The organism is Actinocorallia aurea (genome assembly GCF_054783995.1).
This window is the reverse complement of the sequence record NZ_BAAGPQ010000002.1, coordinates 730,223-751,015: the sequence shown is the minus strand read 5'-3', so window position 1 is coordinate 751,015 and position 20,793 is coordinate 730,223. Positions and strand designations below refer to the sequence as shown.

Genomic DNA, 20,793 nt, shown 5'->3' with positions numbered 1-20,793 from the left:
CTCCTGTCTAATCGAGAATCTCGAGACAGCGAGGAGGAGTCGTGCCTCCGGTCCCCGGCTTGGATCCGTCCGCTTCGATCAAGCACAAAATCGCTCATGACCTGCGGTTCTTCCGTGAACAGCGGGGCCTGTCACTCGCGGATCTAGCCCCCGTGATGGATTGCCTGCGCACTGCTGTCTCGAACTACGAGTACGCCCGCGAGGGCTGGAACCTGCAGGAACGCCATGCAAAGGCGCTGGACGAGTTCTACGCGCTGCCCGGCCACTTCCAATGGCTCCTCCAGCAATGCCGGAGCCGAGAGGCTGAAGACTGGTTCGCCGAACACCTGGACAAAGAGCGCAAAGCGTCACAGATCAGTCTCGCTGAACTAGGCCAGGTTCCTGGCCTGTTCCAAACCGAGGCCTATGCCCGCGCCATCCTCATCGAGGTGGGGTCGCTCGCGCTCGAAGCACAGCTGCTGAAGCGTATGGAGCGGCAGCGGATCCTCAGCCGAAAAGACCCGCCGCGTGTGTGGGCGCTGCTGGACGAGTCCATCCTTGACCGCCGTATCGGCGGCTGGAACGTGATGAAGCCACAGCTCGAATGGCTGATCGACCTCTCGGAGCGGCGCAACATCAGCATCCGAATAGTCCCTCTTTCGGCGGGTTGGCACCCCGGCCTATCCTCGTCTTTCAAGGTGCTGGACGTCGAGGGCAGGCGCTTCGCCTACACCGAGACCACAGGCGGAGGCCGACTGACCGCTGACCGAACCGAGGTCGAAGGCTTCGCCCTGCGCTACCGGCAGATCGGTGCGAAGGCACTACCCGAACAGCTCTCCCGAGAGATCATCACCGCAACCTTGGAGGCCGACGATGGAGCGTGACTGGTTCAAGAGCAGCCACAGTCAGGGAGACAACACCGACTGCGTGGAGGCCTCGTTCACCCCCACCCACCGCCTCCTCCGAGACAGCAAGAACCCGACCGGCCCCGTTCTCACGCTCGGCCTTACCGCCTACCGCGCCTTCCTCTCCGCCCTGAAATCCGAATGAGGCGAGGCCAGAAGATTCATGACCTCTTCAGGTCTCGCCGGTACCACCGGAGTAGATTCACCACCGCGTCGGCAAGAACGGCCGGTGCACGGAAGTGGGCGACGCGGGTGCACACTGGGCACCCGCGCTCTAAGACTTCGAACTCCCCGAACATCCTCGTCTCCTTGCTTCACCTGGACGCGACCCACGAACCGGTCACCTCGGCTCGATGAGGACGGCCAACGTCTCGATTTCAGATCGCGGCGCCGAGAGATGCGCGGCAGAGGCTTCCGCCCGCATCGGGACGGGAGTGGGTGTCGATGAACGCCAAGGCTGCTCACCGAAGACATCGGGCACCCACTATCCCCTCTGTCGAGGCGGAGAAAATTTCAGTTCGCAATGAGGGCGTTGCCATGTCGGTGTGTGTGGCTCTGGAGATTCGTCCGGGTTTGACCGTAGGCTGATATGCGCAAGTTTCACGCTGACATGAACTGGATCGCCTGTTGTCGGAGATGATTCCAGCGCTCACGGTGCGCCATCCTTGGGCCTTCGCCATAGCCAACGGTCACCAGCCGGTCGAGAGCAGGCGTTCGAAGACGGACTATCGTGGTCCGGTCGCGATCTACGCGGCCGCAACGGTGGACGAAGAGAACTTCGATGACGTCGTCGCGCTCACAGGGGAGAGCCTCGGGACGGTTATCGGGGGCTCGTCCCAGCGGCAGGCCATCATCGCCATCGGCAGGCTGACCGATATCTGCTCCGACTGGCGGTCCTGCGAGTGCGGCGACTGGGCCGAGGTCGGATTCTCCCACTGGCGGTTGGAGAATGTCGTCAAGCTACCTCAGCCCGTGCCGACCAAGGGAAGTCCGGACCTGTGGGAGATGCCCGCGGATCTCCGGAAGCAGGTATTGCGTCAGCTCACGCCGAGCCAGCTCGCCAATCTTTTCCAGGGGACGACCGAGTCCGTCGACGGCCCCGTCGATCCTCCGGAGGACACCGTTCCGCCTGCGGCCGAGATCGTGCCCCCCACGACTGCGGTCGAGGTATCCGCGCCGCCGGTGAGACGATCCGGCATGGAACTCCGAGAGGAGTTGCTGCCGCTCCCCACCGAGGGTTACCGGCGGGTGCTGTTGCTCGGCACGACGGGCGCCGGCAAGACGACGGTGATCCGTCAACTACTGGGCACCCACCCGGACACCGAGCGCTTCCCATCGACTTCGACGGCGAAAACGACGGTCGCGACGTCGGAGCTCATCCTCACGGATCACCGCGTCTACCGTGCGGTGATCACCTTCGTGGGGCGGGGAGAGGTCGAGGCGGCACTGGTCGACAACATCTCCGAGACGGCTAAGGCATGCTTCGAGGGCAAGCAGGAGACCACCCTTGTGACGCGGCTGCTCGATCACGTCAGCCAGCGCTACAGGTTCTCGTATCTGCTCGGCAAGCCGGTCATGCAGAAGAGTCAAGACGACTGGGACGAGGACGACGAGTGGGACGAGGAACCTACGGCCGGGCCCACCGATCGTCTTGAGGACGACTCCGGAACGCTCGTGCGCGGGGCCCTTGAGCTGATCATCGACATGACACGGGCGGAGGTCTCCCGCCTCGAGGCCGAATACGAGTCGGACTCCGACCTCTCAATCGAGGACCATATCGAGGATGGTCTTGACGACAGGGTCCGTGCGCACCCCGTGACCTCGGGCATCGTCAAACGGTTCATCAACGAGATCGAAGAGCGCTTTGGACTGCTGACCGACGGGCTGCTGCGGTACGACGTGACCGGCTGGCCCGTCAGCTGGGCCTGGGAATGCCCGTCCCGCGAGCGCTTCCTCGCCGCCCTCACACGCTTCTCGAGCAACCAGGCCGCGTTGTTCGGCACGCTGCTGACCCCACTCGTCGATGGGATCCGCGTCTCCGGGCCGTTCAAACCGGCCTGGTCGCAGGAACACGCGCGACTCGTGCTCATCGACGGGGAAGGACTCGGCCACACGCCGGGCTCGGTCGCGACCGTGTCGACCGGCATTCGGCCGCGGATCGAGGAAGCGGACGCGATTCTTCTCGTCGACAACGCACAACAGCCGATGCAGGCCGCGCCCGTCGCCGTGATCAAGACGATCGCCGCGACCGGCAACGGGGCGAAACTCACCTTCTTGTTCTCCCATTTCGACCAGGTCAAAGGCGACAACCTGGTCGGGCCGGCGGCGAAGGTGCAACATGTCCTTGAATCGGCGGAGAACGTGTTCAACGCGATGCGCGAGGAACTCGGCACGTCCGAGCGGCTGCTGCGTTCCCGGTTGGACGGGTCGACGTTCTTCGTCGGGGGCATCCAGAGATATCTGGATCCGGCCACGTTCGACCCGACGAAGAAGAACCTCGCGGCCAAGTGGACGATCCAGCAGCTGAACGGATTGCTGGACGCCTTGACCCATGTGCCTCCGCCGGTGGAGGTCGGGCCTTCTCGGCCGGTCTATGACCGGGCACAGCTGGTGGAAGCCGTGCGTAAGGCGACGCTGGCTTTTCATAACGAATGGCTCGGTACTCTCGGCCTGGAGCAGAACCCCGATGCGCCGAAGCGGCACTGGTCCACGATCAAGGCGCTGACCCGGCGTCTCGCCGGTGGCTACACGGATGAGTACAAGGACCTCAAGCCCGCGGCCAGCCTCCTGACCCAGTTGGAGAAGCGACTCCATCTCATGCTGCAGGAGCCGGTTCGCTGGACCGGGGCGGAGCCGACCGATGAGGAACGCCAGGCCGTCGTCGACTCCGCCTCGAGCATTTTGACCAAGCGACTCTTCGAGCTGACCCACCATCTCATCACCGACCAGATCGACGCCTGGCGGCGGGCGAGCGAGGAGAGCGGTAGGGGTTCCACCGTGCGCCGCGCCCACATCATCGCGGACGAGATCTATCGCCGCGGCGCGCCGATCCCTGAGGCCGGTCAACTGACCTTTCTCACCAAGATCGAGGCGGAATTCCACGAGGTCGTCACAGAACTCGACCTGATCCTCGAGTGATCCGCTCGGAATGCGACGACTGCGCGCGGACATGTGCTCACGGGCAACCTGACTCAGGCGTCTCATCGGGTCTCGGTACCGCCGCCATCGTCGGAGTAGGGTCCCTACTCCGACGAAGGAGGCGATCGGTGAATGGTCGGCAAGAAGTTCGTCATCCCCATTCGACGTGCCGGCCCATGAAGTCTCCGATCATGGTTGCAGAATCGGACACCCCCGAGGAGACGTTTGGCGTGACCGTCTGGGTCCGCGCGGCGGTCGCGGTGCGGGACTGCAATCGCGTTGTATAGGTGTGCAGCGGTCCGGTGCATGTCAAACGTCGTCAAATTTGACGTTTAGGTGTCAACTCAAAATTTTCTGTCGAACGTGAAGCCGCATTGAGCCGGAACTTCCGGCTGGGCTTTATCGTCGTGGTGCGGGATGCGGCAGGATCGATGTCGGCCAGGAGATGGGAGGGCGTCCGTGATCGAGGGGGCGGTGCTCGGCGGGCGGTACCGGTTGGAGGGGCGGCTCGGAGAAGGCGCGATGGGGCAGGTTTGGCGGGCCATCGATCTGGTGCTTCCGAGGACTGTCGCGATCAAGGTGATGACGTCACTCGGGGGTTTCGGAGGAAGGGCACGGCGGCGGTTCGTCGAAGAGGCACGGGTTGGGGCGCGGCTGAGGCATCCGAATCTCACGGTCGTCCACGACGTCGGCGAGCACGGGGGACAGCCGTTCATCGTCATGGAGCTGCTGGAAGGAGAGGACCTCGCCCACGTCATCGCCGATCACAGGTCCGGTCTTCCTATCGATGCGGTGGTGAGGTATGCCCTCCACCTTGCCGAGGGCCTGGCTGCCGCCCATCGCCACGGAGTGGTGCATCGGGACGTGAAGCCCGGCAACGTCATGGTGGTCGACGGCCGGGCGAAGCTCTGCGACTTCGGCATCGCGCGGGTCATCGAGGAAGGCCCCATCGAGGGGACCCGACAGATCGGCTCGCCACCCTATCTCGCTCCCGAACAGTTCTCCGGGCGGGTCGACACGCGCGCCGACCTGTACTCGCTGGGCTGCGTGATCTACGAGATGTGCGCGGGGGAGAGGCCCTTCATCGGAACCCCACGTCAGCTCTCCCACCAGCACATGAACTGCGAGCCGGAGCGACTTCGCGTCCGACGTCCCGAGATCCCGGCGCGGTTGGAGGACCTCGTCGTACGCCTGATGGGGAAGGATCCCGCGAGCCGACCGCAGACCGCCGACGAAGTGGTCTCCGATCTGAAGGCGGTCAGGGCCGCGCTGCGTGAACTCGCGCCCGGCCGTCGCGCGACCCATCGGGAGGAGATCGGGAACTCCACGGGAACCCGGCGCGAGTACGAGCCGGTGTCGCTCGGCCTGCTGAGGGCGGGAACGCCCAAGAGAAGCCGGACCGCAGAGAACGAGCGGGTCGTCGGCTCGCTACGCGAGGCTCTCCGGGCCGTCGGCGCCGACGCGACAGTGGGTTCGTTCGTTCGGGGACCGGTCGTCAGCCGGTACGAGGTCCGCATGGGGCCGACCGCCACGGTCGAACGGATCCGCGGCATCGTTCCGCGTCTCAAGGAGGTGCTCGGCGACGTCACCTTCCTTCCGAAGATGAGGGCCACGGCGTCATTGCCCGACGTGCCGTCGGTGGGTTTCGAGGTGGTGAACCACGATCGAGATCTTGTGAGCGTCGGCGACGTGCTCAGAGAGGCCGCCCCGGCTGAGGGAAGGCTCGCGATAGGCATTGGACGCGCCGCGTCGGGCGCCGTCATCGCGGACCTGGGCTCGCTTCCCCACCTTCTCGTCGCGGGAAAGGCGGGAAAGGACATCGCTTCGGTCCTGAACGCCGTGCTCATGTCGCTGCTCGTCCACGCCGGACCTGAGGAGGCGCGCCTCATCCTGGTCGATCCCGTCGGGTCATATGGTCTGGTCCGCTACTCAGGGCTTCCGCACCTCTATGGGGTCATAGGGGAGGACGTCGGCTCGGCGATCGCGGCGATCGCCGACGTGCGACGGGAACTGGAGCGCCGCTACGACGACCTCGGCGCCGCGGGCTGCAGGACCCTCGACGAGTACAACGTGCGAGTCGCGAAGGGTGAGACCCCTGCTCCGGCGCCTCGATTCGGCACCATCGAGAAAGCCGGCCACCCGCCTGTGGTGCTGGTCGTCGCGGAACTAGGTGGTCCGATGGGGCTCGCGGCGCAAGGCGTGGGCGATGATCTCGCGAGAATTGCGCGCCTGGGTCGCGCGGTGGGGGTGCACCTGGTCGTCACCACGAACACTCTCGATGAGCCGACGCTTCCACGCAGGCTTCGCGCCGAGGTCCCGGCCCGTCTCGTGCTGGCCACGGACTCGGTCGTCGAGTCACGACTTCTACTCGCGATGCCCGGGGCGGAACGTCTGCTCGACGGCGGGGACGCCTTCTACCATCGCCGAGGTCAAGGGTCTCCGCTCCGCCTCCAGTGCGCGAGCCCCGCGCCCGGTGATCTCGAGGACGTCATCGCCCACTGGCGGAGGGTGCCCGCATAGCGCGGATTCCTTCGGGAAGGAACGGGCTCGGAGTCCCATGCCAGGACAGGTGAAGTTCCTCGCGTGCGCGCGTGCAAGCGACGAAGAGCAGACAGCGTTCCCGCTGGAGATCATTGCGGTGCGTCGGCTCGTCCTCCTCCGCAGGCCTGATCACCGACGGATCGGGCAGCTGGAGGCTCCCGACGCCGATGACCGCCACGCAGCGGAATTCCAGCCCCTTCATCCTGTGCATGGTCATCGTGGAGACGTGCTCCGCCGTTGAGGTCTGATCCCGACCGATGTGAAGGGCGGGGACACCGGCCTTCGCGAGTGCGGCGGCGGCTTCCTGGGCGAGGGGGCCCGAGCGCGCCGTGACACCGATCTCAGCGGGCCGGACACCGCGTTCCATCCAGGACGAGATCCTGCGCACCAACACCGCCAGCTCCTCATGGCGGGTGGCGGCGGCGTGGGTCTCCGGCTCCGGACCCCGCAACTCGGAGCGAGAAACGGTGTGAGAGACCGGAACGTCGTCTAGGTCGTACAGGCGTTCCGGCCCGAGGACGCCGTGACTCCAGGCGAGGATCTCCGCGGTGGTCCTGTAGTTGACCGTCAAGCGGGTGGTCCGCCCGGAGACGCGGATTCCGACGGATCTGAGTGAGACGCGGTTGTCGTAGATGCGTTGGTGGGTGTCGGCGGCGATGAACAGATCGTCCCGACCTTCGGGAACGAGGGCTCTCAGGAGCCGCCATCGCACCGGATGCAGATCCTGTGCCTCATCGACGACGACATGGTCATAGGGCTTGGCTCCGTCATCGGCGAGGAGTCGAGTGGCCTCGGCGCAGACCGTCTCGTAGGTGCGGTGTCCACGCTCCGCGAGTTCCCGGACGAACTCCTCGACGACCCTCCAGATCTGGGTGCGCTGGAGTGACCCGAGGCGGCGACCCCGCCCGGTGCGGCGCACCGCGAGATAGGCATCGAGCGTGGTGAGGTCGTGGGCGACGATCACCTGACGCCATTCTTCGGCGAGGAAGGTCTCGTTGAGGTCCACCTTGCGACGCCTTGCGACTCGACGCCAGAGCTCGCGCTCCTCCGCCTCGCCGAGGACGGGAAATCGGCCCGTCTCCTGGAGGACGATGCGTCGCGCGACGGCGTCGACGGTACGGACGTCGATCCGTTCCAAGATCGTGGGATCGCTCTCCAGGAGACGGAGGTTGTCCTTGAGCGAGGCGGCGAGGGTGGACGTGAAAGTGGTCAGCAGGACACGACCACCACGTCTCGCGAGGTTCCGGGCCCGGTGCAGGGCGACGACGGTCTTCCCCGTCCCTGGGCCACCGATGACCTGTGCCGGTCCGGCGTAGGACGCGTGGGAGACCTCGTACTGGGTGGGATGCAGGTAGACCCGCCAGAAGGCGAACGGCTTGTTCAGCAAGGCCATCAGCTCGTCCGGTCCCCGTATGAGGGCGACTTGGGTCGGTGTCCTTTCCGCGGCGGTCACCAGGTCATCGACGTCGACGGAGCCGACTTGCTGCTCGGCGATCTGTTGCCAGATCTCGTCCACCGAATAGCCCGCGGCCAGTCCGAACAGAACGTCGTACTGGCTTTGCGGCAGATAGCCCTCGAGTGACTCGAGCTGGGCGAGGGTGGTGAGGCGTGCGAATCGTCGTATCTGTTCGTCAACGCCGAGCCGGGCGAGGTCGGCGTCGGACACCCCCTCGAACGGCGATTTCTCTCGCGGTTCACGGGTGTTACCCGGCGCGGTCGCCTCCTCGATCACCTCGACGTCGCGCATCTCCAGCTCGCCGTTGACGGCGTTGACCGAGGCGCGGCGGCGCCGTGCCCACGCGTAGGCCTCGTCGTGGTGCAGGACCTTGAGCAGGAGGAAGTGGTCACCGGCGTTGGGCGTGAGGACGATCCCGCGGTAGGCCTGGTCGACGCGGATGCTCTTCAACCTGTCGTCGATGACGTCGGTGAGCTTCTCGAGGTGCGCACCCGTGTGGGTGGCGCGTTCGAACTTGTCGAGGGTCTCCACGACCTTGCGTTGGACGGGACGTTCGAGCTTCACCAGATCTCTGAGAAAATCCTTGTGAATGCCCAAGGTCGCCACGAAAGCCCGCCTTCTTCCGTTGTCTTCCTCGGCGCGGAGATTCCCGCGCCGAGGCCCACCGTAGTCAGTCCCTCCGGGAGAAGAAGCCGATCCTCGGCTCGTCGGGTGTGCCGATGAGCAACGCCCGATCCAGGAAGGTGTTGTTGGTCTCGCAACTGGTCTCGGGCAGCAGTACACAGGCGTAGCACGCGGCGAGGTTCAGGCCGCCGAACTCGTCCGCGACCGACTCCATGCAAGGCGGGTCCTGCGAGCACCACGAGATCCGGTCGAGAGCCGATTCCAAAGAGGCGCGCAGCCGCCTGTGCTCGCCTTGAGCGACCAGACCGCCGAGGCTGCCGGCGGAGTCGCTGGTGGCCGTGTATATGAGGGCCCCGGCCATCTCGTCGGACAGATAGAGGCGTTCACGAAGCGATGCCGCCGGATATCCCGATTCCAGACTCCACTCGTTGATCAGCGCATGGGTCAGAGTGTGCAGGAGGACATACCGCGCGTTGATCGGAGAGACGATCTCGGCGGCGCGCTTCTGGTCCGAGGCCTTGCGGCGCAGTTCCTGTGTGTGGTTGCGCCGGATCCGTTCGACGCGCCCGGCGACGGCCGGATGGGTCTCCCACTCGGCGAGCGCTTCCTTCCGGAGGGTCAGAAAGACGCCTTCCCCGCTGACCTCCACTGCGGGAAGCCAGTCCTGGTCCTCGACGGAGATCGCGGCCGGAGAGCCCTCCTCACCGAGCGCCTCGGGCGACTTGATCCGGGTGAAGGCCTCCATGGCCCTCACCTCACGCAGCCGCTTGACCAACATGACCCGTTCGACGCCGAACGGCAGTGGCGCCGACGGGTCCTCGGCCGGCTTGACGCACTCGAAGTCCTCTTCGCGATCGACGGTGACCGTGCCGAACCTCAGCTGGTCGTACTCCTCGCGCCGCAGCCTGCTGGCGGGCTCGAAGGAACCGTGGCCCTCGGTTTCGTATGCCTCCGTCTTCAACTCGCGAAGACGTTCGACCGCCTCGATGACGTCGTCCGAAGTGAAGGACGTGCCTTTGGTGATGTCGTTGGATTCGATGACGCGGACGGCAGCGTCTCGGAGTCCTGCGGCGAGCAGATCGGCCAGGCTTCTGAAATGGCGATTGACGCGCTTCAGAAGAGTCGTCGACCACGGCGGAATTGACAGGGACGATCGGTTGAGCGGGAACCAGGCGGCCGACGAACCGCGCTGAAGAGTGCGAGGGACGGCCGTGCATCCCGGTTGATCATGTCCACGGCCGAGCCAGGGCCGGCGGCCGGTGCAGGAGATCCCCAGGGACTCCAATGCCCTGCCTCCGAAGGCCCCTTCGAGTGATGCCTTCTTTCCACAGGAACAGACGATGACGATCGAGCGGAGGGACGCGGTGCGACCGGTGCTGTGCAGGCTCAACCGGTGCCCGCCATTCCCCTCCGTGGGAGCGGTCTTCTTGTGCACCCAGGCGAAGTAGGGGAAGTCGTCCAGATGGCCGTGCTCGCAGGCCATGACGAAACGGGACGGTGTGAGGGGCTTCTCGCAGTCGCCGCAGGCGCTCTTGCCCCGGGGCGAGCCGAATTTCCGAAACTCCTTCAGTTCCCGGCACTCCGGGCAGGAGTAGTAGGTGGGGAACAGGCGGATCTTGACGCCGTCGCCGATCTGGGGATCATATGCGGGCGGAAGAACGAAGGAGCCCACACCGAGCCACGCCTGCAGGCGAGGTTCGAAGATGAGGAACCGGCGGTCCTCGACGCGTCCCCAGGAGTCGAGTCCGCTCACGATGAACGACTGGTCGCCGATGGCGACCATGGAACCGACCCCGTAGGTGCTGATCATCTGCGCTCGCCGGACGGCGCCGAGCGGGGAACGGGTCGGCTGCTTCTTGGTGAAGGCCATGGTCAGCTCTCCAGGTACAGGTCGGATTCGACGTCCACGTCACGGAGGCTCCAGAGGGTGGGAATTCCCTCTTCGAGGTCCTCATCGGAGTGGGAGCGTAGGAGGGCGGCGTCGGCGTTCCGCCGATCACCGCGTTTGAAGACCGGGGGCGCCTCGTAGACGAGTCCGTCGTTCTGCTCGGCGAGAGCGAGCCAGTGATCGATGATTCCCTGAAGATCGGCGGCGGTGCCGTCGACCTCGTCGGGTGCCACGGACTTGGCCCGGATGAGGATCAGGTCCCGGGCGTCCTCGAGCCTGCTCAGGTAGTCCTCGACCTTCGACGCAGCCGAGTTGAGCCTGAGTTCGGGCCAGTACAGCCGGATCAGCCCGACGAGGACGGCATGGAGTGCCCGGTCTCGCGCCCGGGAGGAGAACGGGGTGACGCTGGTCGACTCGACCTGCCGGTAGAGCGCCGAGTGGTAGGACGTGAAGCTCTCGTAATGGGAGCGGTCCCGGGAACGCGAGGCGTTGAACAGCATGATGGCCAGGCCCGGATGCTGCCGGCCGACGCGGCTGCTGGACTGGATGTACTCGGCGGTCGTCTGCGGTTGGCCCGTCAGCGCCATCAACCCGAGCCGGTCAACGTCCACCCCGACGGAGATCATGTTGGTGGCGAGGACGGCGTCGAACACCTCCGACGACGGCAGCCTCGTCTCCAGGTCCTTCAGGCGCTGGGGGATGTCGCTGGACTTCACCCGGCTGGTGAGCTCGGATAGCAGCTCGGCCGCCCGCCGATCGGTGCCCCGCTGCTCGGCCAGAAGATGGAGCCGGTCCTGAACGTCGTCGTGGAACTGGAGCTCGGCCGCGGCGAGCAGACGGAGGCTGCTGAAATAGCCGACCAGAGTCCAGTAGGCGTCGCGGACGGAGTCGTCGGCCTTGATCTCCGCCGCATGGTGCAGCAGCGCGGCGTACGCGCGAACGAGCAGCGTCGCCTGGCTGGTGTTGGGAGTGAGGAGGCCGACGTACTGGCGGGACGCCTTGTCCTCGGCAGGGGTCTCGACGGCGAACCACGAGTCTCGGGAGTCCAGGCCGGCGGGCGGGAACTGGCGAACCTCCCGGTCGAAGAGCGCCCGCACCTGATCGGCGGCACGACGGATGGTCGCCGTCGAGGCGATGACCTTGGGCTGGTCGGCGGCGATGTCGACGGCCGTCTCGTACAGACCCGCGAGAGTGCCGAGTGGGCCGGAGATCAGGTGCAGCTCGTCCTGGACGATCAGCTCGGGAGGAGGCGTGCCCTTGCCGTCGTCGTTCCGGTTGAACAGTTGGGCCACGTCCGCGCGCCAGGCGATCTGCGCGAACTTGTCGGCCGTGGCGATGACGAGGGTCGGCCGCGCGGCGTAGATGGCCTCGTCAACGACATGGACGGGCAGTCCGCCGCCGAACTCGCAGGCGGAGTCCGAGCAGCGGATCTCCATCCGACCGGTCTCGGCGCTGACGTCGTAGTTCCACGCGTCCATCGCGCTGCCGCACCACGGGCAGGCCCGTAGCTGGACGGGGTTCTCCTCCTGCAGCTCCTCCCCGTTGCGCAGCCTCCTGAGGCTCTTGGCGGCGTCCTTGAGGAGGTTCGGAGTGGCGGCGCGTCCCACCCACATGCCCAGCGAGATGGGCATGTCGTCGTCGCCCAACTCTTTTCCGGACTCGACGCGCATCCTCTCCATCGCGCAGATGAGGGCGGCCGCGCGCTCGAACTGCTGGAGAGTGAGCAGCCGCAGCGTGTAGCGCATGATCGCGGTGACGCCGCCGCCCGCCTTGCCCTTACGAAGGCGTCGAAGGAAGACGGTGAAGGCGATGATGCCCAGATATGCCTCGGTCTTGCCACCACCGGTCGGGAACCATAGCAGGTCGGCCAGCTTCCGGTCATCGTGGTCTGGGTCGACGATGCCGTCCATGCACATGAGAAGGAACGCGATCTGGAAGGGCCGCCAAACCCCGTCCAAGACGATCTGGCCGGAGCGCCCGTTCTTGATCCACTGGGTTCGGCCCCGCTGCACGGCCATCGCCTCGTTCGCGAGCCGGAACGCGCGCATCGCCATGGCGTCCGAGCCCAACAGCTCGATGCCTGATTCCATCCGGTCGCAGGCCTCGACGCACCGGGCGATCTGCTGCTCCGCGGCCTCTCCGAAGTCACCCGCTCGGAGCAGACGTGCTTCCTCGGCCCGGTCGGCGATCCAGGCGCGGTAGCCGTCGGTGAGCCGACGGAGCGCCGCCAGGACATCTTCCTCGTCGGCCTTCGCCAGGTACGTCATCTTCAGATCGGAGGCGTCGATCTCCGGATTGGAGTCGGTCAGGAGCACCTCGCGGGTCGGCACGAAGGTCGTGCGCACAGAGTCGACGGCGGCCGGCTCTCCCTTGAGCAGCGCCTCGTCACGGGGTGACGGGGCGGTCCAGTCCCAGTCCGTCGCGCAACCGTGTCCGACCGCGAAGGTCGGGGCATGGCGGTAGAGGAGCCGGTTCGCCTTGATCTCCTCCTCGTCGGCCCCGACGGAGCCGGCCGGACGTTCGACCAACGCACGGACGCCTTCGGGGGAGGACACCTTGATGACGGGCTGGAAGAAGCAGAAGGCGTCGTGGACATCTCCGCGGGCGACCTCTCTGGTGTTGCGCAGCGCCACGGTGATCGAGACGGTGTTGGTTCTCGGGTCGGCCCGCCTCGTTCGGACGTGCGCGGCGAGACCTTCGACGAGCGGCTCCGGCCTGTTCCTGGCCTCATTCACATTGAGCGTGAGCGGCGGGATCGTGAGTTCCCGGCGACGCCAGTGGAGGTCGGCCTCGTCGGTGGTCCGGCTCTCAGACCATTTGGCCGGGACGGGCCTGCCCTCACGGTCGATGGGGTCGTACACCGCGGCCTCAAAAGAGACCTCGACCGTGGTGGAGCGTCGCGGATCGACCGCGAACGTCAGTCCCATCGAGGACGGCGACTGCATGCTGGACGGCGCCACACCATCGTCCGGGATCTCGTCCACGCTGAGCGAGGACTCCCCGACGTCCTTGTCCCGCTCGGCCTTCTGCGCGGCCAGGTGCCTCTCGTCGCTGCGAAGCGGGAAGAGGACTCCGGCGGCGTAGGCCGTGACGGGACGGTCGGTGATCACCTCGTCCGGGCCCCCGACCGGTCCGAGCAGGTCCTGCTTGAGCCGTTCGACCAACTCCGCGCGGAACCGGTAGTGATCACTGTGCCGTGACACGGGAATCCTCCTCCTCGGTCTTGGGGTCATAGGTGAAGCGGCCGAGTCCCACCAGCCGCGGAGCGAGCCAGACGCCGCGGGCCCCCAGGCCCGCCTCGATTCCGGCCGCCTCGCTGCCGGCGACGGTCTCGATCGCGTCAAGGCGGATACCGGAGATCCGTGTGGGCCAGTTCTTCGGAACGTAGGTCTTCGAGGTCTTCATGTGCTGGTAGAGCTGGGAGCGGAACCGCTCGGAGACGGTTCCGATATGCCTCCCGTCGTGAACGATCGCGTAGTCGGGGCTCCCCTCCAAGGCGATCGGCACCGGCGTCAGCCGTTCCAGGAAGATCGGATCCCCAGGGTGGATTCCGGAGGCGAGCAGCTCCTGGATCCGAATCGGGTCGACGTCGTCGGTTCCGGCCGGGCGGTCGGTGAACACGTCGCCGCCGGTCACCTCGACGCCCTTGCGAACCCAGTACTCCCATCCGTAGCGGCCCCACCGGCCGGTCTGCCGATCTACCTTGATCACCCCGGAGTCGAGGGTGTCCAGCCAGTACAGCTCGCTGCGAGGCCGGGTCATCGCCACATAGAGCGACCTTGCCTCGTCGAGGGGATCGATCTCGCGTGCTCTCTTCTTTTTACCGCTCTCTAGGCGGAGCGGACCGGGGTCGACGATGACGACCTGGTCGAACTCCAGACCCTTGGCCCGGTGGAAGGAGGACACGACGACGCGAGACACGGGCTGGGCGGTCAGCTCGTCCGGCAGCCTGCCCCCCGCCAACGCGGCCCGCACCCGGCCGAGATCGACGCTACGGTCACCCCCCCTGCCCGTGCCGGTCCGCAGCAGCAGACGCCAGATCCGGTCGGCGGAGATCTCCTCCGGCGTCGGCAGAGACGTGATCAGGTCGTCGAAGCGAGCCCGCGACAGCATGGTGCCTTCCACCTCCCGCATCAGAAGGCCCAGCCAGGCCGGTGCGACGCGATCACGGGCCGAACGCTGTAGGCGGTGGGCGATACCGGCGAGGTGCAACTGCTCGGAGATGAGCAGGGCTTGCCCATTGGTCCGGCAGAGGACCGCCGTGGTCCCGTCCCATCCCTTGAGCGATCCGGAGACGAAGTCGTCGTCCAGCGTGCCGAGGTTGAGAGATCCCGTGCGGAGCGCCGAGCGCAGATCGTCGTAAAGCGACGTGTCTCCCTGACCCGTCTCAGCTGATCTGCGCAGCTTCGGACCGAAGGGCAGCGCGAGCTCGGCCTCGGTGGTCCGCGCGCGGAAGTTCTCCGTCAGGCTGAGCTCGGTCAGGTCCTCGCCGAAGGTGTTGCGCAGCCACACGAAGAACCGGTTGGTCTCACCCTGCCGCTCCTGCACCGTCGTGTTCGGGCCGAGGGTGAACCCGTAGATCGACTGGGCGGGGTCCCCAACCACGGTGAACCCGCAGTCGAAGTGCTCCAACAGGGTCTCCACCAGGTCGCGGCGCGCGCCGACGAGGTCTTGGACCTCGTCGATAACGACGTGGAGAAGCCGCTCGTCGCTGTACAGTTCGTCGGCGAGTCCCTGCTCGATGGCCGAGCGCGCACCGTCGATGCGCGCCTCGAACGACCTGTCCCGCCAGTCTTCGATCGCGTCGACCTCTAGCAGGATCTCCAGGGCCCACGAGTCGAAGGTCCGCGCGCGGATGAAACGGGCGGCCTCACCATGCAGAGAGAGCCGGTCGGACAGCTCCCGGACGGCGGCTCGGGAGAAGGTCAGGACGAGGATCTCTCCGGCGCTCAGCTCCTCCTCGTCGACGAGGCGGTTCAGCCGGCGGATTAGAGCGTGGGTCTTGCCTGCACCGGCGCCGGCGGTGACCAGCACGCGGGCATCCGCCGGCTGATCGACCACCAGGCGCTGCTCGGGGGTCAGGTCCGGAGTGTCGCTCACTGCTTCTTCCACAGGTGCTCGAACTCGGTGAAGGCCAGCTGCATGTCGTAGTTGGCGATGTTGTCGCGGACGTCGAGGATCCGGCAGGTCTCCTTGCCGCCGTTCTTCGGGCCGCGCAGCCCTCGGCCGATCATCTGCTGGTAGATGTTCGGGCTGTAGGTCGGACGGGCGATCATGACGGTCCGGGTGGCGGGCGCGTCGAAACCCTGGGCCAGGACGCCGTAGTTGGTGATGACCCGGATCCTTCCGGCCTTGTAGTTGGCGATGATCGCTCGACGCTCGCCCTCCGGGGTAGAGGAGTCGATCGCCGCCGCAGAGATCCCGCGGCCGTTGAGCCGCGCCGCCATGACCTTCGCATGGTCGACGGAGGTGGCGAACAGGAGGATCGACCCGTCGTCCGGAAGCTCCTCGATGGCGTCGAGCAGCATTTCCGTACGATCGTGGTCCTCGGCCAGGCGTTGCTCGGCGGAGGCAGGAAGGCGACCGCCGATGCTGCGCACGTCCTTGAGCTCCCAATCGGTCAGGCTGATCGTCGAACCGTTGAGCTCGCGATGCTCGACCCTCGCCAAGACGCCCAGCTCCTGAAGCTCTGCGTAGGGGTCGTCGGTGTCGAAGATCCCCTCGTCGAGACGAACGCCTCCGTACCTGTTGACGAGATGGACGGTCTCCTTCTCATTGAAGTTGCGGAAGGGCGTCGCGGTGAGACCGATCAACGGACGCTCACTGCCACGGGGCCGGATGCCGAGCAGGTCGAGTAGCCGGGTGTACCTGGGGGTCGTCGAGGTGTGGGCCTCGTCCACGAGCAAAAGCGCCGGGTCGCGGAGCCAGGAGTAGGCCTCAGTGTCGAGGACCGACTCCAGCTTCGCGTCTGTGGCCACGACAAGGTGAGCGTTCTCCGGCACCGCCGCTGCCTGGTTGTCGCCCCACAGTCGGCTGATGGTCAGGGGTTCCTCGGGGCCGACCTTCTCCCAGACGAAGGTCCAGCTCTGCACGGCCTGTTCGCACAGCTCCCCTGATTGCGCGATCCACAGGACGGGCCGCCCACCGAGCCCCCGCTCCTTGGCGACCCGGATGACGGCCTCGGCCGCGACCCGGGTCTTCCCGGCGCCGGTCGGCAGGCAGAGCATCGCCTTGGGCGCCTTGTAGCGGGTGAGCAGGTCGAACATGTTGCCGGCCAATCGCTCCTGGTACGGGTGAAGCCGCGGGAAGGCCGACGGGCCGCTGACGGTGACGACGGGGTCCGGACGCTGAACCTTGGCGCCGGCGAAGGAGTGCGGCAACCCCAACTCGTTGACGAGCTGGACCGACCGGTTGTCGCCGCGGAAGGTGGCCGCCGCTTCGGGCAGGTCGGCGGCGAGATCCTTGGCATGGTGACGGAGGATCCCGTCACCGTGTGCGTCGAGGGCAAGCTGGGCGATACGGAGCGCGTCCGGGCTCCGCCCGGTGAAGCTCTCCTCACTCTCGGCGAGTCCTTCGGGGAGTCCGCGGCGAAGAGCGTCCTCGGTCAAGAGAAGGAGGATCTTCTCCGGAAGATCATCCACCTCGCGGATTCTGCGCATCCGCTCGTTGTTCCGCTGCTGCTCGCGGCGTTCCAGGATCGAACGGCATCCGGCGGCGCCGAGACCGAGCCGCAGCACACGGTCGATCTCGGTGAGGGCCGCGAGATCGTTCTCGGGATCGAGGACGAGGACGTCTCCTCCGTGAAGGACCGACCTGATCGGCTTGCGTCGGGCTCCGTTCGGGGTCCGGGTGATCTCCTCCAACTCGGTGCAGCGCAGCAGCGAGACGCCGTCGACTTGGTTGCGATGGGAGATCCTGAGGTGCGGGAACTCGTGGACGATCGGTACGGCGTCGACACCGGACACGAAGCGCAGGTCCCGTTCGATCACCGCGTCGGGAGAGACCATGCCCCAGGCGTCGCGCATCTGTTCCGCGGCGGTCGCCGTCGGGGCCAAGAGGGCGGGGACGCCCTCTCGGACCAGTTCGTCGTACTCGTTCCTCCGGGCGGTGACGGCGATCTCGTCAGGGCCCAGTTCGGTCTTCCATTCGCTCCCCACACGGCAGCGAAGGTTCGACTCCTCGGGAAAGTCGACTCCGGCATCCAGGATGAGGGCGTAGACCTTGCCGGCGAAGGTGTCATCGGTCGTCCCCTCCGCCTCCTTCGACAATCCCATCCAGACCGATGGTGGAAGGTCGGCGAGGGACGCGGGCAGCTTCAGGGCCTCGGCGATCTGAGTGGAGACCCGAGCCACCGGCAGCAGATCGGCGTGAGAGTGCAGGAGCGGTGAGACACAACGCATGACCGGCAGCAGGCCGCGCGAAGTCTGAAGGTATCCGTGCTTGCGGGCCATCCACCGCAGCGGAGACATGATGATCGTCTGTGTGTTCTGGTCCCGGCCCTGCGTCATGCGCCACGTGGAGACCAGGTCACTCGGCGGCAGCGCCTCCAGGAACGCGGCGCGTCCCTGGGGGGACAGCTCGGTGACGAAATGGAGCGGGCCGGCGGGATTGGATCCCTCGAAACGCATCGTCTTCAGCATCGGCCGCGACGCGCTGGGCGGCAGCTTCTTGCAGTACCGCGCATGGAAGTACTCCCGGTACTCCTCGAACCAGGGCTCGGCGGACGGGTCGACCCGACCCACGGGCCCTTCCAGAAGACCCGTCTCGCGCAGCACCGTACGGTCGTCGACGTGGTAGCGCATGTCGGCGCTGAGCGCGGCGTCTCGCGATTCGTCCCCGGGCACGATCTTCGGTGGCATCAGGCAGGCTGAAAGCAGGCGGAACGGACCGGCGACGGTCTTCACCTTGAGCTGTCTCGGACCGTCGATCCCGTTCTTGCGCAGAGCGGCCAGTGCGTTCGCAGGGCCGGCCATCCTGGCCAGCTCCCAGAAGGCGGCCCAATCCCGGTCCGTGTAGGAGAGGAACCCGCGCTGGACGACCGACGCGAACCGGCCGGCGGCGTCGGCCTCGTGGATGCCCAAGGCGTCGAGGGCGCGCGTGATGCCGGGTGCATCGACGACGCGTGGGTCCACATAGACGATGGTGTCGGCGAGTCGATCTCCCGGGCTCCGGCGGAAGAGCGTCGAAGCAGGTGCCGCGTGTTCGCCGGCCTCGGTCAGCACGATCTTCGCCTTGCGGGCCTGGTCATATATACCGAGGGCCTTGGTGCGCTCCTCGCGTTTGGTCAGCTCGTCGGCGGTGCGCTTCATGTCGGCGGCGATCATGATGGCCCGCGCCGAGGATTCCGGTGAGCCATCGGAGACGAGGGCCTCGAGCCACTCTCGTACGTTCGCCGGTTCGGTGTGCGCGGTGGCGAGGATCCGTTCGGCGCTCTGCCGTCGATGCGGAGTCCGCTCGATCGAGTGATGGCACCAACCGCTCGGCCGGTTCTCATGGTCCCGCCAGATCTGGAGCCACTGCTCCTTCAAGCCGGCCGGGTGCAGCCTCACCTCGGCCGGAGTGCCGAGTCTGCCGTCCTGGTCGGGCAGCGTCGGACGGACCGCGGCGAATGCCCAGATCTGCATGACGAGGTCGCGAGCGGCCCAGACAGGTTCCTCACGGCCTCGCGCCGGCACGAAGTCGAAGTAGGCGGTGGGATCGTCGGCTGTGGACAGCCGGGCGAAGGACTCGACCACCAGGTCGGCCGCGCTCATGATCAGCTCCTCGTTGAACCGGTTCCCCTGGTAGAGGTTCTGCCGGTCCTCGGAGGTCTTCCACGGCGCGTTGAGGATGCCGCGCAGCGTGGTGGTGTAGTTGGTCGGAAAGTAGGCCCAGAACTGGCCTCGGGTCTGCGAACGCGTCCCGGCCAAGGGAACCGCCCAGCTGATGTCGATCTCGGGGCGGTTGTGAAGCTCGCCGGCTTCGCCGACGGCCTCCGCGGACGGCTCATGGACCCGGGTGAAGACCCTCCACCTCTCCTCCTCCCGCTTCGAGCCCTTCCGATGGATCAGTGTGTGCTCGTCGCCGTTCAACGTGCGGGTGAGGGATCGGGCCATGCCGTCCCGCCGATCCTGCAGTGCGACCTCTCCGACATGAGGGGAGAAGAGGAGGAACTCGGGAGGGAAAGTGATGAGGTCTCGGCCGAGCCTTGTGCTCACCCCCTTCTTCAGGGGAAGGCGCACTACGGTGGTGGCCCAGCCGAGCAGTTCTGCGAGGACGTCGTCGGCTGCGACGGCGCGCTCCCGGTGGAGTGGCTGCGCCATCCGCAGGACGGGGATGTCGGTCAGATCGGCGGAGGGGCGCACCGACTTGATCTGCTCGGCCGACCATTCTCGGTCGAAGCCGAAGCTCCGGCCGTCCTCCCGGCTGAAGAACTCAGGTGTGTCGGTCACGCTCAGCACGCTCTTGACGCCGACGCCGAATCGGCCTATCTGGCCGCCGCGCTTCTTCGAGACGCCCATCCGCAGAATGGTCTCGGCACCCTCGGGGGTAACCGGATCACCCTCGTTCGCGCAGTAGAGGTGGGTGTCGGTGAGTACCACCCAGATCTTTCCCCCGGGATGGTCGCGCAGTTCATCGGCGCCGTTCTGTACCAGTTCGTAGACCTGGCGGTCGCCATAACCGCCTTCCCGGATCCGGCGCTCGCTGCTCGCGTCCTCCTGGATTCGCTTTCCGTCGGTCTCATAGATCTTGAGATTCAGGTTGGACTGGTCGACAACGACGTCCAGCACGGTTCGATGCTCGAAGGAGGCCTGCGGGGGGATGGTCATGCGGGTCATACTCCCTTGCCCGTGGGATGAAGCGGGTTCGGCACGAACATCAATGCCGTGGTGTCCTCGTTCGCCTGCACCGGCCCGGTGGTGTCGGAGGCGAATCGGGTCTTGGAATCGTCGGACGGTCCATGAGGCCGTGAACCGCTTAATGCGAGAACGGAAGGCTCAGTGAAGAAGGCATGGCTTCGCCCGGGAAGGTACGAGAGTCCCGTTCCGAACGTCCGCCCCCGGGGCCAGTGGGAAAACCATTGCAGACAGGGCTTCGTGCCGCAAGTAGTTTCGTCCGTTTTTCTCGGTGGAGGGTCTATTGTCTCGGCGGGTTACGGCAAATAGGTACAAATCCCCCATTTATCGTGGTGGAGGGTTCGGGCATGGGAGGCTCACGATGGGGGTCCTGTGCGCAAAGGACGAGTGTCTCCCCAGATGGCGTCAAGGCCTGTTTGACGTAGA

At 66.3% G+C, this 20,793-nt stretch carries 9 protein-coding genes; 4 read left to right on the top strand and 5 right to left on the bottom strand.

Annotated features, from left to right (window positions below; genetic code table 11):
• The first annotated feature begins 41 nt into the window (after nt 1–41).
• From ACYVOM_RS03625 to ACYVOM_RS03610, 4 genes are all read left to right on the top strand, one after another.
• Nucleotides 42–863: a DUF5753 domain-containing protein gene (locus ACYVOM_RS03625; protein ID WP_460301752.1), complete on the top strand. Its 822-nt coding sequence runs from the start codon at nt 42–44 to the stop codon at nt 861–863.
• Nucleotides 853–1,029 (top strand): DUF397 domain-containing protein, encoded by a 177-nt coding sequence (locus ACYVOM_RS03620; RefSeq protein ID WP_460301751.1) that lies wholly within the window; start codon nt 853–855, stop codon nt 1,027–1,029. Before ACYVOM_RS03625 ends, ACYVOM_RS03620 begins: the two co-directional genes overlap by 11 nt.
• Nucleotides 1,030–1,511: 482 nt before the next feature.
• Nucleotides 1,512–4,022, top strand: coding sequence for an ASCH domain-containing protein (locus ACYVOM_RS03615; protein ID WP_460301750.1), 2,511 nt, complete (start codon nt 1,512–1,514; stop codon nt 4,020–4,022).
• Between the two features lie 459 nt (nt 4,023–4,481).
• On the top strand, nt 4,482–6,542 hold the full coding sequence (locus ACYVOM_RS03610) for a DNA translocase FtsK (protein ID WP_460301749.1): 2,061 nt from the start codon (nt 4,482–4,484) through the stop codon (nt 6,540–6,542).
• Here ACYVOM_RS03610 and ACYVOM_RS03605 read toward each other — a convergent pair.
• The 5 genes from ACYVOM_RS03605 to ACYVOM_RS03585 form a co-directional block, all read right to left on the bottom strand.
• A complete protein-coding gene (locus tag ACYVOM_RS03605; protein ID WP_460301748.1) occupies nt 6,511–8,625 on the bottom strand; it encodes a UvrD-helicase domain-containing protein in 2,115 nt (704 codons plus the stop codon). The two genes, ACYVOM_RS03610 and ACYVOM_RS03605, sit on opposite strands and share 32 nt — an antisense overlap.
• 64 nt (nt 8,626–8,689) lie before the next feature.
• Nucleotides 8,690–10,513, bottom strand: coding sequence for a DrmB family protein (drmB, locus tag ACYVOM_RS03600; protein ID WP_460301747.1), 1,824 nt, complete (start codon nt 10,511–10,513; stop codon nt 8,690–8,692).
• Nucleotides 10,514–10,515: 2 nt separating this feature from the next.
• Nucleotides 10,516–13,734, bottom strand: coding sequence for a helicase-related protein (locus ACYVOM_RS03595; protein WP_460301746.1), 3,219 nt, complete (start codon nt 13,732–13,734; stop codon nt 10,516–10,518).
• A complete protein-coding gene (locus ACYVOM_RS03590; RefSeq protein WP_460301745.1) occupies nt 13,718–15,631 on the bottom strand; it encodes a UvrD-helicase domain-containing protein in 1,914 nt (637 codons plus the stop codon). Before ACYVOM_RS03590 ends, ACYVOM_RS03595 begins: the two co-directional genes overlap by 17 nt.
• Nucleotides 15,628–20,340 (bottom strand): DEAD/DEAH box helicase, encoded by a 4,713-nt coding sequence (locus tag ACYVOM_RS03585; protein WP_460301744.1) that lies wholly within the window; start codon nt 20,338–20,340, stop codon nt 15,628–15,630. The genes ACYVOM_RS03590 and ACYVOM_RS03585 overlap by 4 nt, the downstream gene beginning before the upstream one ends.
• Between the last annotated feature and the right edge of the window lie 453 nt (nt 20,341–20,793).

What these genes read in the sequence shown, in the direction of transcription:
- ACYVOM_RS03620 (WP_460301751.1), top strand. Translation starts at nt 853, where the DNA reads ATGGAGCGTGACTGGTTCAAGAGCAGCCACAGTCAGGGAGACAACACC.
- drmB (WP_460301747.1), bottom strand. Translation starts at nt 10,513, where the DNA reads ATGGCCTTCACCAAGAAGCAGCCGACCCGTTCCCCGCTCGGCGCCGTC.
- ACYVOM_RS03585 (WP_460301744.1), bottom strand. Translation starts at nt 20,340, where the DNA reads ATGACCATCCCCCCGCAGGCCTCCTTCGAGCATCGAACCGTGCTGGAC.